Source organism: Herbiconiux solani NBRC 106740 (genome assembly GCF_001571005.1).
Classification (GTDB): domain Bacteria; phylum Actinomycetota; class Actinomycetes; order Actinomycetales; family Microbacteriaceae; genus Herbiconiux; species Herbiconiux solani.
In genome coordinates, this window is the sequence record NZ_BCST01000001.1 from 16,976 (window position 1) to 32,991 (window position 16,016).

Annotated in this window: 14 protein-coding genes; 8 read left to right on the forward strand and 6 right to left on the reverse strand. The window is 71.4% G+C overall.

Going from position 1 to position 16,016, the window contains the following annotated elements; all coding sequences use genetic code 11:
- Position 1: 1 nt before the first annotated feature.
- Both HSO01S_RS00085 and HSO01S_RS00090 read right to left on the reverse strand, forming a co-directional pair.
- The gene (locus HSO01S_RS00085) at positions 2 to 928 is read right to left on the reverse strand and encodes a pseudouridine-5'-phosphate glycosidase (RefSeq protein WP_066038560.1); all 927 of its coding nucleotides are present in this window, start codon (positions 926 to 928) and stop codon (positions 2 to 4) included.
- 12 nt (positions 929 to 940) lie between these two features.
- Positions 941 to 1,339: a hypothetical protein gene (locus tag HSO01S_RS00090; RefSeq protein ID WP_066038561.1), complete on the reverse strand. Its 399-nt coding sequence runs from the start codon at positions 1,337 to 1,339 to the stop codon at positions 941 to 943.
- 39 nt (positions 1,340 to 1,378) lie between these two features.
- On the opposite strand from HSO01S_RS00090, the gene HSO01S_RS00095 reads away from it, so the two are divergent.
- Together HSO01S_RS00095 and HSO01S_RS00100 are read left to right on the forward strand one after the other, a co-directional pair.
- Positions 1,379 to 1,714 (forward strand): DUF6804 family protein, encoded by a 336-nt coding sequence (locus HSO01S_RS00095; RefSeq protein ID WP_066038562.1) that lies wholly within the window; start codon positions 1,379 to 1,381, stop codon positions 1,712 to 1,714.
- Between the two features lie 102 nt (positions 1,715 to 1,816).
- On the forward strand, positions 1,817 to 3,931 hold the full coding sequence (locus HSO01S_RS00100) for a DEAD/DEAH box helicase (RefSeq protein WP_066038563.1): 2,115 nt from the start codon (positions 1,817 to 1,819) through the stop codon (positions 3,929 to 3,931).
- A 135-nt stretch (positions 3,932 to 4,066) separates the two neighbouring features.
- Here the strand turns inward: HSO01S_RS00100 and HSO01S_RS00105 are convergent, their stop codons facing one another.
- The gene (locus HSO01S_RS00105; protein ID WP_066038564.1) at positions 4,067 to 6,190 is read right to left on the reverse strand and encodes a S9 family peptidase; all 2,124 of its coding nucleotides are present in this window, start codon (positions 6,188 to 6,190) and stop codon (positions 4,067 to 4,069) included.
- Positions 6,191 to 6,340: 150 nt separating this feature from the next.
- Between HSO01S_RS00105 and HSO01S_RS00110 the strand changes: the two genes are divergently transcribed.
- The 6 genes from HSO01S_RS00110 to HSO01S_RS00135 all read left to right on the forward strand — a co-directional run bounded on the left by HSO01S_RS00110 (position 6,341) and on the right by HSO01S_RS00135 (position 13,443).
- On the forward strand, positions 6,341 to 7,525 hold the full coding sequence (locus HSO01S_RS00110) for an inorganic phosphate transporter (RefSeq protein ID WP_066038565.1): 1,185 nt from the start codon (positions 6,341 to 6,343) through the stop codon (positions 7,523 to 7,525).
- The gene (locus HSO01S_RS00115) at positions 7,522 to 7,758 is read left to right on the forward strand and encodes a hypothetical protein (protein ID WP_066038566.1); all 237 of its coding nucleotides are present in this window, start codon (positions 7,522 to 7,524) and stop codon (positions 7,756 to 7,758) included. The genes HSO01S_RS00110 and HSO01S_RS00115 overlap by 4 nt, the downstream gene beginning before the upstream one ends.
- A gap of 19 nt (positions 7,759 to 7,777) precedes the next feature.
- Entirely contained in the window at positions 7,778 to 9,181 is a 1,404-nt protein-coding gene (locus tag HSO01S_RS00120) for an aldehyde dehydrogenase family protein (protein WP_066038567.1), read from the forward strand.
- A 45-nt stretch (positions 9,182 to 9,226) separates the two neighbouring features.
- On the forward strand, positions 9,227 to 10,690 hold the full coding sequence (locus HSO01S_RS00125) for an aspartate ammonia-lyase (RefSeq protein WP_066038568.1): 1,464 nt from the start codon (positions 9,227 to 9,229) through the stop codon (positions 10,688 to 10,690).
- Between the two features lie 79 nt (positions 10,691 to 10,769).
- Positions 10,770 to 12,173, forward strand: coding sequence for an FAD-binding oxidoreductase (locus HSO01S_RS00130; protein WP_066038569.1), 1,404 nt, complete (start codon positions 10,770 to 10,772; stop codon positions 12,171 to 12,173).
- A gap of 49 nt (positions 12,174 to 12,222) precedes the next feature.
- The gene (locus tag HSO01S_RS00135; RefSeq protein WP_245635834.1) at positions 12,223 to 13,443 is read left to right on the forward strand and encodes a PrsW family intramembrane metalloprotease; all 1,221 of its coding nucleotides are present in this window, start codon (positions 12,223 to 12,225) and stop codon (positions 13,441 to 13,443) included.
- A gap of 58 nt (positions 13,444 to 13,501) precedes the next feature.
- Here HSO01S_RS00135 and HSO01S_RS00140 read toward each other — a convergent pair whose 3' ends face one another.
- Genes HSO01S_RS00140 through mobA form a run of 3 tightly spaced genes read right to left on the reverse strand, consistent with a single transcriptional unit; the run spans position 13,502 to position 15,980 of the window.
- A complete protein-coding gene (locus HSO01S_RS00140) occupies positions 13,502 to 14,878 on the reverse strand; it encodes a molybdopterin molybdotransferase MoeA (RefSeq protein WP_066038570.1) in 1,377 nt (458 codons plus the stop codon).
- A complete protein-coding gene (locus tag HSO01S_RS19355) occupies positions 14,875 to 15,219 on the reverse strand; it encodes a DUF6457 domain-containing protein (RefSeq protein ID WP_245635835.1) in 345 nt (114 codons plus the stop codon). The genes HSO01S_RS00140 and HSO01S_RS19355 overlap by 4 nt, the downstream gene beginning before the upstream one ends.
- Positions 15,216 to 15,980 (reverse strand): molybdenum cofactor guanylyltransferase, encoded by a 765-nt coding sequence (mobA, locus tag HSO01S_RS00150; protein ID WP_169799909.1) that lies wholly within the window; start codon positions 15,978 to 15,980, stop codon positions 15,216 to 15,218. Before mobA ends, HSO01S_RS19355 begins: the two co-directional genes overlap by 4 nt.
- Positions 15,981 to 16,016 lie beyond the last annotated feature (36 nt).

The window sequence follows — 16,016 nt, forward strand, 5'->3', positions numbered from 1 at the left end:
CTCAGTCCTCGGGCTGGGCGGTCAGACCGCTCCAGGCGATCGCGATCTCGGCGGCGAGCCGCACGTTGTTGCGGGCGATGTCGAGGTTCACCTCGAGACTCCGGCCCTCGGACGCGTCGACGATGTAGCCGAGCAGGAACGGCGTGACCGCCTTGCCGGAGACCCCGGCCTCGTCGGCGGCCGCGAAAGCGGTGGCCAGCACGCGGTCGTGCTCCGCCGGATCCCACTGCTGCTCGGCGGGGAGCGGGTTCGCGACCACGATGCCCTGACCGTCGCCGAGCTCGTCCTGCGCCTGCATGACCCGCGCGATCTCGACGGCGTCGTCGACCTGCCAGTCGATCGTGTAGCCGGATCCCCGCAGCCAGAAGCTCGGGAAGTCGGTCGTGCGGTAGCCCACGACGGGGACGCTCAGCGTCTCGAGTCGCTCGAGCGTGCCCGGGATGTCGAGCACGCTCTTGACGCCCGCGGACACCACCGTGACCCCGGCACGCGCCAGGGTGCTCAGGTCGGCCGACTCGTCGAAGGACTCGGATGCGCCGCGGTGCACGCCACCGAGACCACCGGTCGCGAAGACCCGCAGTCCCGCGCGGCCCGCGAGGTAGGCGGTCGCGGCGACCGTCGTGGCGCCGCTCGCCTTCTTGGCGGCGAGGATCGGCAGGTCGCGGACGCTCGCCTTCGTGAGGTCTTCGAACGCGATCCGGCGGACGCCCTCCTCGTCGAGCCCGATCCGGGGCACACCGTCGAGCACGGCGATGGTCGCGGGAGTGACGCCGGCCGAGCGGAGGATCTCCTCGAACTCCTGCGCCGCCTCGTGGTTGCGGGGCCGGGGGAGGCCGTGCGAGATGATCGTCGATTCGAGGGCGACGATCGGGCGACCGGCGCGCAGCGCCTCGGCCACCTCGTCGGAGACGAGGAAGGGTGATGCCACGGTGGGGCCTTTCTAGTGCAGTCGCGCTTTGAGCGCGGCGACGGGGTCGGTCGAGGTCAGGATGCCCGGACCGAAGCGGAGCATGGTGATCGTGTGCGAGACGGGGCCGGCGCCCGCGCTCAGCCGGGTCGCCACGGTGGCGCGCTCCCAGATCAGGATGGCCTCCTGGGCGAGCTGCACGGTGAGACCGAGCGGCTGCGTGTTGCCCGAGCGGACGTCCGGGAGCGAGTAGCCGCCGAGTGCGGCGAGCGTCGAGTAGACCTCCGACACGTCTTTCTGCGGCAGCGGCACGGCGCCCTGGCCGGTGAAGACCGCGACCAGCAGGCGAGCGGCGAGCTCCTCGGGATCAGCCGTCCACAGGCCTTCCGGACCGGCGAACAGAGGTGTCGTGGAGGCCGAGGGGATCGTCATGGATTCACCCTACCGAGCCCCGCGTAGGATTGGCGAGACATGAGCAACCGACAGGCCGTACCGGCATTCACCCGCCCCGCACTCGCCCCGGGACTCCTCGGCGCGATCGCCCTGATGGCCTTCATCGCCGTCGTCGACAGCGACTGGTTCACGATCGCGCGGTACGTCGTGAGCATCCTGGCGCTGATCATCTGCGTGTTCGCCGGGCAGGCCAAGCAGTGGTGGTGGCTGCCGCCGCTCGTCGCTGTGGCGGTGCTCTGGAACCCCGTGCTGCCCTTCGACCTGCCGCTGGTCGGCTGGTACATCGCCCACGTCGTCGGCGCGATCATGTTCGTGGCGAGTGGACTGTTGATCAAGGTGCATCGCGTAGACTAGGCGCCACCGCGGGTGAACCGCTCTTCGCGCCGACCGTGACCCCCGTCACGTTGCTCAGGTGCCCAGGCCTCCCGTGGTTTCCGCAGACTCCACAGGAGAACGATGTCAAGGTCCGGCACCCGCCGAACGCGCACGGCAGACAACACCGGTCTGATCCCCATCCTCGCCCGCAAGGTGCGCGAGGTCGAAGCGGCCGCCCAACGCGGCAAGGTCGCTCCCACGAACCGCACGAAGTTCCTCGTCGTCGCGCTGCTGATGCGCGAGGAGCGCGCCTCGATCAAGGCCGACGAGTCGCTCAGCGACTCCGAGCGCGCCGAGCAGCTCAAGCGCCTCGACGGCATCGCCTCGATCCTCGCCCGCACCGCCGCGCGCGACACCTCGCTGATCGCGCTGCTCGAGAACGACGCCGCCATCTCGCCAGCTGCCCGCAAGATGAAGCGCGAGTACCTGGAGGACGCCGGGTACGACGTGCCCGACGACGAGCCCGAGGCGCCGACGCCCTCGGCCACCGTCGTGCCGCCCGAGCTCGCCGAGCGCCAGGTCGTGCCCACCTCGGTCAAGTCGCGCCAGCTCGCGAACCCGTTCATGGCCCCCGACCTCACCCCGGCGAAGCCGCACGGCGTCGGCCGGCTGTCGAACTGGGAGCTGCTCGGCCCGCTCTACCGCGCCTTCGAGTACGGCGCCGGCGGCCGCGCCGCCAGCATGGAGCTGCCCGACGCGCCCACGATCGACCGGCTCTCGCCTCCCGGCCACGAGCTCATGGTGCACCAGTCCCGCTTCCTGCAGTCGGTCCAAGCGGGTCACCGCACCTTCCTGCTGGCGGATGAGCCCGGTCTCGGGAAGACGGCGCAGTCGCTGCTGGCCGCATCCGTCGCCGACGCCTACCCGCTGCTCGCCGTCGTGCCCAACGTCGTCAAGATGAACTGGGCGCGCGAGGTCGAGATCTGGACCCCGCACCGCCGCGCCACCGTCGTCAACGGCGACGGCGAGAACCTCGACGCCTTCGCCGACGTGGTCGTCGTCAACTACGAGGTGCTCGACCGGCACCTCTCCTGGCTCGGCACCATGGGCTTCCGCGGCATGGTCGTCGACGAGGCGCACTTCATCAAGAACATGTCCTCGCTCCGCTCGCGCAACGTGCTCGCGCTGGCCGACCGCATCCGTCACACCGCCCCCGGCGGCAACCCGCTGATGATGGCGCTGACCGGAACGCCGCTGATCAACGACGTCGACGACTTTCGCGCGATCTGGCAGTTCCTCGGCTGGATCGACGGAAGCAAGCCGACGCCCGTGCTGATGGAGCGCCTCGAGGAGGTCGGGCTCACCCCGGCCGACACGGGCTTCTTCGCCGAGGCCCGCGAAGCCGTGATCGACATGGGCATCGTGCGCCGCCGCAAGATCGACGTCGCCGCCGACCTGCCCGCCAAGCGGATCGTCGATCTGCCCGTCGAGCTCGACGACGACCTCGGCCGCTCCATCCGCGAGGCCGAGCGCGAGCTCGGCGCCCGGCTGGTCACCCGCTACCGCCGCCTGATCGCGGCCCGCGCCAACGCGCGCGGCGACGACGTCGACGAACTGCCGGACGACGACCTCATGCGCCTGGTCGCCCGCCAGGAGCTCGAGGACACGAAGGCCACCGAGGACGGCCTGAACGTCTTCACGATGGTGCGCCGCATCGGTACCGCGAAGGCCGGCCTCGCCGCCGACTACACCGCCCAGCTCGCCCGCTCGGTGGGCAAGGTCGTGTTCTTCGCCAAGCACATCGACGTGATGGATGCGGCGGAGGACCTGTTCGCCCGTCGCGACCTCAAGACCGTCTCGATCCGTGGCGACCAGTCGGCGACGCTCCGGCAGCGCGAGATCGACGCCTTCAACAACGATCCCGACGTCTCCGTGGCCGTCTGCTCGCTGACCGCGGCCGGCGTCGGCCTCAACCTGCAGGCTGCTTCGAACGTCGTTCTGGCCGAGCTGTCCTGGACCGCCGCGGAGCAGACCCAGGCCATCGACCGGGTGCACCGGATCGGGCAGGAGGAGCCGGTGACGGCGTGGCGGATCATCGCGGCGCAGACCATCGACACCCGCATCGCCGAGCTCATCGACTCGAAGCAGGGGCTCGCGGCGCGCGCGCTCGACGGTTCCGACGTCGCGGTCGGGTCCTCCGACTCGGTGCAGCTCGACGCCCTGGTGAGCCTGCTCCGCTCCGCGCTGGAGGACTAGGGCGGCTGCGGCTTCGGCTGCGGATCGGGGTTTCCGGTCCGAGCCATCTCCGGCGTTCGCTTCGCGACCGCTGCCAGACCCAGCCAATGGCTCGGACCGGAAACCCCGATCCTCAGCCGCAGCCTCCGTTGCTCCTCAGTCCGCCTTGCCCAGCACGTCGAGCATCCAGGCGTACTCGTCGGCTACCTCGTGCCAGCGGGCGTAGCGGCCCGAGACACCGCCGTGACCCGCGGTCATCTCGGTCTTGAGCAGCACCGGCGCGCCGACATCCCGAAGCCGTGCCGTCCACTTGGCCGGCTCGACGTAGAGCACCCGGGTGTCGTTGAGCGAGGTGACGGCCAGGATGCGCGGGTAGGGCTGCTCGGTGACGTTCTCGTAGGGCGAGTACGACTTCATGTACGCGTAGACCTCGGGATCGTGCAGCGGGTCGCCCCACTCGTCCCACTCGATCACCGTCAGCGGCAGTGACGGGTCGAGGATCGAGGTCAGCGCATCCACGAAGGGCACCTGCGCCAGGATGCCGGCGAACAGCTGCGGCGCCAGGTTCGCGACCGCCCCCATCAGGAGCCCTCCCGCACTCCCGCCCTGCGCGACGAGCTGCTCGGGCGTGGTCAGGCCCTGGGCGATCACGTGCTCGGCGCAGGCGACGAAGTCGGTGAAGGTGTTCCGCTTGGCGAGGGTCTTGCCCTCCTCGTACCAGTGCCGGCCCAGCTCGCCGCCGCCGCGCACGTGCGCGATGGCGAAGACGACGCCGCGCTCGAGCAGCGACAGCCGCGGAACCGAGAACCCGGGGTCGATCGAGGACTCGTAGGAGCCGTAGCCGTAGAGCACGAAGGGCGCGGGGCGTCCGGACTCGAGCGCGTCCTTCCGCCCCACGATTGAGATCGGCACCCGGGTGCCGTCCGGTGCGGTCGCCCACTCGCGGCGCTCGGCGTAGGCGGCGGGATCGTAGCCGCCGAGCACGCGCTGCTGCTTGAGCAGCGTCGAGCTGCCCGAGGCGACGTCGTAGTCGAAGACCGAGGAGGGCGTGACGAACGACGTGAAGCCGTACCGGATGGTGGGCTGCTCCCACTCCGGGTTGCCCGAGGTGCCGACCGAGAAGAGCGGCTCGTCGAACTGCAGCTCGGCGAAGGCCGAACCGTCGATCGTCGTGCTCTCCGGGTCGAGGCGCAGCACGGCCAGGCGGGTCAGTCCGTCGCGCCGGTAGTCCACCGTGAGGTGCCCGGCGAAGGCGTCGACGTCCTCGAGCCGCACCGCCGGGTCGTGGGGGAGCACGGTGCTCCAGCGCGACCGGTCGACGGGGTCGGCCGGGTCGACCGAGATCAGCTCGAAGTTGAGGGCGCCGTCGTTGTGCAGGATGAGGAGCTTGTCCTCACCGCCGACGACCGCGTGCTCGACCGAGTACTCGACGCCCTCGCGACGCGGCCAGACCAGCTCGAAGGTCGCTTCCGGATCCGTCGTGTCCAGCAGCAGCACCTCGGAGGTGATCTTCGAGCCGATCGCGATCTCGAGGTACTTCTTGCTGCGGGTGAGGCCGACGCCCACCCAGTACCGCTCGTCGGGCTCGATGAACACGGCCTCGTCGATCTCCGCCTCGGTGCCGAGCCGGTGCCGCCAGATGGTGTCGGGGCGCCAGGCGTCGTCGACCGTCGGGTAGTAGACGCTTCCGCCGTCGCCGGAGAAGACCGAACCAGGGAAGGTGCCGGTGACCTCGTCGGCGAGATCCTCACCGGTCGTGAGATCACGGATCCGCAGCGTGTACCGCTCGTCGCCGACGGTGTCGACCGCATAAGCGAGCAGCGTGCCGTCGGGGCTGACGTCGAAGGAGCCCAGCGAGTAGAACTCGTGCCCCTCGGCCTCGGCGTTGTCGTCGAGCACGAGCTGCTCGCCCTCGACGGGCACGCCCGGTTCGAGCAGCGGCGGCGTCCAGTCGTCGGGCCCGGCGATCGGGGCGCGGCAGTGCCGTCCGTACTGCGACCCCTCGGCCGTGCGGGTGTAGTACCAGAACGCGCCCTCCCGGACGGGCACCGAGAGGTCGGTCTCGTGCGTACGGGCCTTGATCTCGTCGAACAGGCGCTGCCGGAGCGGAGCCAGGTGCGCCGTCTCGGCCTCGGTGTACGCGTTCTCGGCCTCGAGGTAGGCGATCACCTCGGGGTCCTCCTTGTCGCGCAGCCACTCGTACGGATCGACGACGACGTCGCCGTGGTGGATTCGTTCGAAGGGGACCTTCCGGGCACGGGGTCGAGGAGCGTCAGCCATGCCTCCAGCGTAGGACGCCGCCCGAGTTGACCTCGACCGGACCGGATGCGAGTATCGTCTCGGCCGGTCGGCCACCCCACGCGCGTGAACACTCCGTGAACACCAGAAGGCACGCGCCCGTCCCGTGACGCAGTCTGGAGAGCGCAGCCGGTGGACCCCGTTCTCATCGTCGTCCTGGTCATCGCACTGGCCCTGTTCTTCGACTTCACCAACGGCTTCCACGACACCGCGAACGCGATGGCGACGCCGATCGCGACCGGGGCGCTGAAGCCCAAGGTGGCCGTCGCCCTGGCGGCCGGCCTCAACCTGGTCGGTGCATTCCTCAGCACCGAGGTCGCGAAGACGATCTCGGGCGGGCTGATCCGGGAGGGCGACGGCGGGGTGCAGATCCTCCCCGAGATGATCTTCGCCGGGCTGATCGGCGCGATCGTCTGGAACCTCGTGACCTGGCTCTACGGCCTTCCCTCCAGCTCGTCCCACGCGCTGTTCGGCGGGCTCATCGGCGCGGCCGTCGTGGGCGCAGGCTTCGGCGTGGTCGACTACTCCGTGCTCATCAGCAAGGTCGTGCTGCCGGCCCTGGTGGCCCCGGTGGTGGCCGGCGTGGTCGCGTTCGTGGCGACCCGGCTCGCCTACGCCATCACCCGGATGCCCGCCTCCAGCTCGCAGTCGGGCGTGCGCGGACGGTTCCGCTACGGCCAGATCTTCTCCTCGTCGCTGGTCGCGCTGGCGCACGGCACCAACGACGCCCAGAAGACGATGGGCGTGATCACCCTGACCTTCATCGCGGCCGGAATCCAGAGCTCGGGCAGCGGGCCGGAGCTCTGGGTGATCGTCGCCTGTGCCCTCGCGATCGCGCTCGGCACCTACATGGGCGGCTGGCGGATCATCCGCACCCTCGGCGCCGGGCTCACCGAGGTCAAGCCCGCCCAGGGCTTCGCCGCCGAGACGAGCACGGCGGCCACGATCCTCGCCTCGAGCCACCTCGGTTTCGCCCTGTCGACCACGCAGGTGGCCTCCGGTTCGGTGATCGGATCGGGTCTCGGGCGGAAGGGCGCGTCCGTGCGCTGGCGCACCGCGGGGCGCATCGCGCTGGGCTGGGCGATGACGCTGCCGGCCTCGGCCATCGTCGGCGCCCTGGCCGCGCTGGTGGCCCGGATCGGGCCCGTCGGCATCCTGATCGACCTGATCCTCGGCCTCGGCGTGATCGTGACGATCTTCGTGCTCTCCCGGCGCAACCGCGTCGATTCGAACAACGCGATCAGCGAGGTCGACGCCGCCGGCGGTGCCGTGCGGAGCCCGAAGGCCACGCGCCGCAAGCGGAAGGCGACCTCATGATCGACTGGGGCGCGTTCGTCGTCGTCGCACTGGCCTCGCTGGTGGCGACGGCCGTCGTGGTGAGCCTGTACTCCTTCGGGCTGCGCTTCCACGGGCTGACCCGGCCGGACCCGGCGACGGGGGAGCCGGTCCGCCCGGTCTACGCCACGGTCCTCGCCTTCACCTGCTTCGGGCTCAGCGTCTGCGCGGTGCTCTACGGGATCTACCTCATCGTTCCTTTCCTGCACGGCTGAGCACTTCTACGATGAGGTCATGACGCTCGAGTCGACCACCGTCCCCAGCAGTCCCGTCGTGCCGGTGCTCCGCGCCGCGTTCGACTCCGGCATCACCTGCTCCCTGCGCTGGCGCACCCGGCAGCTCGAGGCACTGAAGCGGATGCTCGTGGAGCGCTCGGCCGAGTTCGAGGACGCGTTGTTCGCCGACCTCGGCAAGAACCCGGCAGAGGCCCAGCTGACGGAGATCGGGATCGTGCTCGCGGAGATCGAGCACACGCTCGCGCATCTCCGGGGCTGGCTCCGGCCGCGCCGGGTGCGGGTGCCGCTCGGGCTCGCACCGGCGACCGCGTCGACCATGCTCGAGCCGCTCGGCGTCGTGCTCGTGATCGCGCCCTGGAACTACCCGGTGCAGCTGCTGCTCGCCCCCGTCGTCGGGGCGCTTGCCGCCGGGAACGCGGTGCTCCTCAAGCCGAGCGAACTGGCCCCCGCGACCTCGGCGCTGATGGCCGAGCTCGTGCCGCAGTACCTCGACAACCGGGCCGTCACGGTCGTGGAGGGCGGCGTCGAGATCACGACCGAGCTCCTCGCCGAGCGCTTCGACCACATCTTCTACACCGGCAACGGCGCCGTGGGCCGGATCGTGATGACCGCGGCGGCCAAGCACCTGACCCCGGTCACCCTCGAGCTCGGCGGCAAGTCGCCGGTCTACGTCGACGACACCGTCGACCTCGCGGCCGCGGCCCGGCGGATCGCCTGGGGCAAGTTCATGAACGCCGGGCAGACCTGCGTCGCCCCCGACTACCTGCTCGCCACCCGCCCGGTCGCCGACGCGCTCGTGCCTCACCTGATCGACGCGATCGCCGAGCTCTACGACGGCGACCCGCGGTCGAGCTCGAGCTACGGCCGGATCATCAACGACAAGCAGTTCACCCGGCTCACGGGCCTCCTCGAGGGCGAGACCGTGCTGACCGGGGGACGGTCCGACGAGCGCACGCGCTACCTCGCGCCGACCGTCCTCGGCGACGTCGACCGCCACGCCCCGGTGATGCAGCAGGAGATCTTCGGACCGCTGCTGCCGATCGTCACGGTGACGGGCCTCGACGACGCGATCGGGTTCATCCGGGCCGGCGAGAAGCCGCTCGCCCTGTACGCGTTCACGAACTCGAAGACCGCGGCCCGCCGCATCCTCACCGAGACCTCGTCGGGTGCGGTCGGCTTCGGCGCGCCGGTCGCCCACCTGGGTGTGGCCGGCCTGCCGTTCGGGGGCGTGGGGGAGAGCGGGATGGGCAACTACCACGGCCGCCGCAGCATCGAGACCTTCAGTCACGAGAAGGCGGTGCTGACGAAGCGGCTCGTTCCCGACACCCTTCGGCTGGTGTATCCGCCCTTCACCGAGAAGAAGGACGGCTTCATCCGGGGTCTGCTGCGAAGGCTGAGCTGAGCGGTAGAGTCATTGCCGTCCAGCCACAAGCGACACGACACTGCAATGGAGCGAACCGTGACACCCACGACGGCCACCCGTACCGAAACCGACAGCCTCGGCAGCATCGAGATCCCCAAGGACGCCCTCTGGGGCATCCACACGGCTCGTGCGCTCGAGAACTTCCCGATCAGCCGGAGGCCGATCTCGGTCTATCCCGATCTGGTCGACGCCCTCGCCATCGTGAAGCAGGCGGCCGCCCGTGCGAACCGCGAGATCGGCGTGCTCGACCCGCGGAAGGCCGATTGGATCGACGAGGCCTGCCAGCGCATCCGCAACGGGGAGTTCCACGACCAGTTCGTGGTCGGCGTGATCCAGGGCGGGGCGGGCACCTCGACGAACATGAACGCGAACGAGGTCATCGCGAACGTCGCGCTCGTCGAGCACGGCTATGCGCCGGGCTCGTACGACGTGCTGCATCCGCTCGACGACGTCAATCGCAGTCAGAGCACCAACGACGTGTACCCTACGGCCGTGAAGCTCGCGATGTGCTTCTCGCTCGAGCGGCTGATGGCCGAGCACGCACTGCTGCGCGACGCGTTCGGGGCCAAGGGGCACGAGTTCGCGCACGTGCTGAAGGTCGGCCGCACCCAGCTGCAGGACGCCGTGCCGATGACCCTCGGCCAGGAGTTCCACGGCTTCGCCACCACCCTCACCGAAGACCTCGAGCGGATGCGGCACACCCTGCCCCTGCTGTGGGAGATCAACCTGGGCGCCACGGCGATCGGCACGGGGATCACGGCCGACCCGTCCTACGCCGCCACGGTCTGCCGGCACCTGCGGGAGCTCACCGGGTTCCAGCACGTCACCGCCGCCGACCTGGTCGAGGCCACCAGTGACGCGGGCGTGTTCATGACCCTCTCGGGGGTGCTGAAGCGCTCGGCGATCAAGCTGTCGAAGATCTGCAACGACCTGCGGCTGCTCTCCTCGGGCCCGCAGGCCGGGCTCGGCGAGATCAACCTGCCGCCGCGTCAGGCGGGGTCGAGCATCATGCCGGGCAAGGTGAACCCCGTCATCCCCGAGGTGGTCAACCAGGTCGCCTTCTCGGTCGCGGGCGCCGACGTCACGATCACGATGGCGGCCGAGGGCGGGCAGTTGCAGCTGAACGCGTTCGAGCCCGTGATCGCGCATTCGCTGCTGCAGAGCCTGGCCTGGATGACGGGGGGCTGGCGGACGCTGCGGGTCAACTGCGTCGACGGCATCACCGCCAACCTCGACCGGCTCGACACGATGGTCTCGACCTCGGTCGGCGTGGTCACGGCGCTCACCCCGTACATCGGCTACGCGGCGTCGTCGGCGCTGGCGAAGACCGCGCTGCTGACGCACCGGAACATCGCGGACCTCGTGGTCGAGGCCGGGCTGATGAGCCGCGAGCGCGTGACCAAGCTGCTCTCGCCGGCGCGGCTGTCAGGGATCGAGGCGATCACGCAGGCGATCCCGGTGATCGAGGTCGACGCCGTCGACCGCTGAGCCGGGGCGGCTGGCCGGGCGGCCGGGTCGGCGCGCCGGGTCTGCGGGCGGTGTCGGCGGGGCTCCGTAGAATCGGGGGATGACGTCTTCCGAGGCCGTCGCCGAGCTCCACGCGGCTCTGGGCGACCGGGTCAGCACCGATCCCGCCGTGCTCGAACGGCTCCGCACCGACAAGTCCGGCTGGTGGTCCGAGGGCGGGGCGATCGCCTTCGTGGATGCCCTGACGGTCGACGACGTGCAGACCGCGGTGCGGATCGCGGCCCGGCACGGCATCCCGATCGTGCCGCGAGGCGCGGGCACGGGCCTTGCCGGCGGCTCGACCTCGACGCCCGGGAGCATCGTGCTGGGTGTGGCCTCGATGAACCGCATCCTGGAGATCTCGCTCGAGGACGAGCTGGCGGTGGTCGAACCCGGCGTGATCAACCAGCACCTCTCGGACGCATTGGCGCCGTACGGCTACGTGTTCTCGCCCGATCCCGCCTCCAAGGCGATCTCGAGCATCGGCGGCAACATCGCCACAAACGCCGGCGGTTTGCTCTGCGCGAAGTACGGGGTCACGCGGGAGGCCGTGCTCGGGCTCAGCGTGGTGCTCGCCGACGGGTCGCTGATCCATACCGGGCGGCGGACCTCGAAGGGCGTCACCGGCTACGACCTGACCGCGCTGCTCACCGGGTCGGAGGGCACCCTCGGTGTGATCGTCGCGGCCACCGTGCGCATCCGCCCGATCCCCGGCGGAGCCGTGCACACGATCGGGGCGTTCTTCGCCGACGTGACGACGGCAGCGGCGGCCTGCACCGCGGTGACGGCCGCCCGCATCCGGCCCGCCCTGATGGAGCTGATGGATCCGCTCTCGGTCGAGGCGGTCGCCCGGCTGCTCGGCGAGACCCCCGCGGCGCCCGGGGCCACCTACCTGCTCCTCCAGACCGACGGGCCCGGCGCGGCGGCCGAGGCGGAGGCGATCGGCGCGGTGCTCACGGCCGCGGGGGCGCTCGAGGTGCGGTCGACCGAGGATCCGGTCGAGGGGGAGCGGCTGCTGCAGTTCCGGCGCAGCATGCATCCGGCCTTCGCCGACCGGGGCGAGATGCTGATCGAGGACATCTGCGTGCCGCGGTCGCAGCTCGCGGCGATGTTCGCCGAGATCGAGCGGATCGGGGCGGAGTACGACGTGCTCATCCCGACCATCGCGCACGCCGGGGACGGGAATCTGCACCCGAACTTCATCCTGCCCGCGGGGGAGGGCGGCGTCACCGGCGTGGGGACGACCGAGGCGGATGCCGTGCCCGACCGGGTCTGGGCGGCGGCCGACGAGGTCTTCCGCGCCGGGATGCGGCTGGGCGGAACGCTCACCGGTGAGCACGGCGTCGGAGTGCTGAAGCGGCGCTGGCTCGGCGCGGAGCTGGGCGACGAGCAGCTGCGGCTGCAGCAGGGCATCAAGGCGGTCTTCGACCCGCGCGGGCTGATGAACCCCGGCAAGGTCTTCTGAGGCCGCACGGTCGGCTACGCTGGCACCGACAGGAAGGCGAGGATTGCTCGTGACGCTCTTCGATCCCCGGCAGACGGTCGCGGCGGCACCGGTGGTGACCGCTCCCGCCCCCGTGCTGCCGGCATCCGCCGTGGCGCCGCCGACGACCCGCTCCAGCACGGCGGCGACGGTGCTGGCGATCGTGGGCATCATCCTGCTGGGCCTGCTCTTCCTGCTCGTCGCGGCCTACCTGGCGCTCGCGCTCGGACCGGGGGCGTTCGTGGTCTGCGGGCTGCTCGCCCTCATCCCGCTCGCCGTCGTCATCACGGCGATCACGCTGATCGACCGCTGGGAGCCCGAGCCGCGGCCGGCGCTCTGGTTCGCGCTGCTCTGGGGAGCCGCCGCGTCGATCACGATCGCCTTGATCGTCGACTTCAGCTTCGAGGTCGCGGTCGAGCTGGCCGGAGGGGATCCGGGCGGAGTCGGCGACGTCGTGGGGTCCGTGGTGCAGGCGCCGATCGTCGAGGAGGGCGCGAAGGCGGCAGGGATCCTGATCCTGCTGCTCGTGCTGCGGCGGCAGTTCGACGGGCCCGTGGACGGGCTGGTCTATGGGGCGACGGTGGCAGCGGGGTTCGCGTTCACCGAGAACATCCTCTACTTCGGGCAGGCGCTGATCGAGTCCGGCGGGGTCGGGCTGGGGTTCACGTTCGTGCTCCGCGGCATCCTGTCGCCGTTCGCGCACGTGATGTTCACCGCGTGCACCGGGGTGGCTCTGGGCTTCGCGGTGCGCCGGAAGAGCCGGCTGGCCGGAGTCGGGCTGTTCGTCGTGGGGCTCGGACTCGCGATGGGGCTGCACGCGCTCTGGAACGGGTCGACCTACCTCGCCGAGGGGATCGGAGGGTTCTTCCTGCTCTACCTCGTGGTGCAGGTGCCGCTGTTCGCGCTGGCGGTGGTCTTCGTGGTGCTGCTGCGGAAATCGGAGCGGAAGCTCACCCGAGCCCGGCTGACCGAGTACGCGCAGGCGGGCTGGTTCAGCGCCGGCGAGGTCGAGATGCTCTCGTCGGGGGCGGCCAGGCGGCAGGCGCAGCGGTGGGCGCGCACGCTGCCGGGCGACGGGCGCGCGGCGATGCGGGCGTTCATCCGGGATGCGACTCGGCTCGCCTTCGCGCGGCAGCGGCTGCTGGTCGGCCGGGCCGGGATCGGGCACGCCGCCGACGAGGCCGAGCTCCTCGTCGCTCTGCAGAACGACCGCCTCGCGCTGGCCGCGGCCTCCGGCGTCCGGCTCGTCTGAACTCGTCTGATCTCGTCCGTGCCGCTTTCGTTCACGGCGATCGCTCGCGGGGGCGGACTCAGCCCAGCCAGGGGAGCGGGAGGGTGGGCCACTCGTCGACAGCGGCGCCGGTGTCTTCGCGCGTGCCGTCGGTCGACTCCAGGATGACGAGGCCGTCGGCTTCGGCCAGGCCGCGCAGCATCGCCGAGCCCGTCCACACGGTCGGCACGGCGCCGTCCGGGCTCAGCCGGTAGGGCGTCACGAACGCGCTCGCCCGGGTGGTGGGGCTCGCCTCGGCGAGGTGGATGCGGCCCGGTTCGTCGAGCGGCCGGCCCGCGAGACCGGCGATCGCGGGTGCGCCCACCAGCAGCAGGCCGATCATCGCCGCGAGCGGGTTGCCCGGTAGGAGGAGCACGAGCCGCCCGTCGGGCAGTCGCGCGAGTGAGGCCGGACCACCGGGCCGCACCGCCACCCGGTCGACCACGAACTCGGCACCGGCGTCGACGAGCGCGCGCCGCACGTGGTCGACGTCCGACCCGCCCGTGCCTCCCGTCGTCACGACGAGCGAGGTCCATGGCAGCCGGTCGATGTCCCCGACCGGGCCGAGACCTTCGGCTCCGGCAGAGAGGTCAGCCTGAGCGTGGCCGCCCGTTCCACCGTCGCCGCCGCCACCACCGGCAGCCGGCTCGGCGAATACGGCGCGAGTGACGGCGGGGTCGTCGCCGAGGCGGCGGGTCGCGACGGGGTCGGCTCCGAGCAGTCGGAGGAGCGGCGGCAGGCTCGGACCGAAGCTGTCCCGCACCTGTCCTGGGCCGGGTGTTCCCGCGGTGACGACCTCGTCGCCCGTGAGCACGAGGGCGACCTGAGGATGCGCCAGAACGGGCAGCAGGTCGAGCCCGCACGCGGCCGCGAGCGCCAGCTGGGCCGGGTTGAGCCGTGCACCGACGGAGACGAGTACCTCACCGTCGCCGGCCTCGGTTCCCGCGCGCCGGATGTGCTTGCCGTCGGCCCATTCGGCGGCATCCGCACCTGCCCCCGGCACGACCCACTGCGCGTCTGCCTTCGGCCGCGAGTCGATCTCGTGTCCGCCCGGCCCGGGCGACGTCGATTCGGATGCGCGCTCGCTCCGGAGGACGGCGGTGGCGCCGGGCGGCACGATCTGGCCGGTGGCGATGCGGCAGGCCTCTCCGGAGGACAGGGCCACGGTCGCGGCGCTCCCGGTGCGCGGACCGTCGGCGACCAGGCGCCACGGCGGCGGGCCGGCGACCGCCCAGCCGTCCATCGCCGAGGAGGCGTAGTGCGGGATGTCACCTGGCGAGGCCACGTCGGCCGCGAGGATCCGCCCTGCCGCATCCGCAAGCGGGACCTCGATCGGGTCGAGCCCGGAGGCGGCACCGGCGGCGTGGGCCCGTGCGCGGGCCTCGCGCCAGGGCGTCGCGTCGGCGCCGCGGGTCATTCGCGGGGGGCGCGACGCGCGGTGAACTCCTCGAGGAGGGCGTCGGCACGGCGCTGCACCGAGTCGACGGCGACCGTCTTGTCGACGCGTTCGGCTCCACCGCCGTCGTCGTGCAGCCCGGCGCCGATCAGGAGCCCGGCGGCGTAGCCCACGGCGAAGGTGGTCACCGGGGCGGCGGGACGCACGACGCCGTGCGCGGCACGGCCGGCGAGCGCCAGGACCGCGTCGATGTCGACGTCGGACGGGTCGAGGCCGAGGCCGTCGAGGAGCATCGCCGTCCACTCGACCAGCTCGGTCTGCGGCTCGCGCTCGGCGGGGGAGGTGGCGTCTGTCGTGGTCATGATGTGCTCCGATCTGGTCGTGACGGATGGGACTCGGAAGGATCGCCCCGAGGGGTGACGGGATCACCGTAGCCGAAGTGGAGGGCCGCCTCGGGGGTGTCGATGTCGGAGACGGCGTCATCCGGCAGCGCGACCTCGACGAGATCGAGGCCCGCGAGCAGGCGACGCATCGACTGGTCTGCCAGGCCCGCTGCGCCACCGTTCGCAGCGATCGCGCGGCGGAGCGAGTCGGTGCGGAGCAGCAGGAGGAGCTGCTGGCGGTGCCCGCTTCCGTCCACAGCGATCCACCCGTCAGCTCCCTCGGAGGTCGAGGTCGAAGTCGAAGTCGAGGCCGCGTCGAGCAGGGTCGACACGGCGAGGCCCACCGACGGCAGGTCGGATGCGACGACGAAACAGTGCGAAGCGCCCGCGGCGGGCTGAGCCAGTGCGTCCACGCCCGCTGCTGCACCGGCCGCGGGTCCGGCGAAGGGCGGCGACTCCCGCGCGAACACGACGTCCGGACCGAGGCCGGGCACCGGCGACCGCACGACCACGATGCGGTGCGCGCCCGCGCGGCGGAGCGCATCCACTGTCCGGGCGAGGAGCGAGCGCCCGTTCCGCTCGAGCAAAGGCTTGTCGCGACCGCCGAGCCTCGACGCCCGTCCGCCGGCCAGCACGACGGCGTCGAGGGAGAACCCGCCGACCGCATCCGCACCCGCGGCAGTCGCGGCGGCGACGGCAGGGGCACTGTCAGGGACACCCTGATCCACGACTTCCGCCACGAGCTGGTGTCCTCCGATCAGGTCGAGGTGATAGAC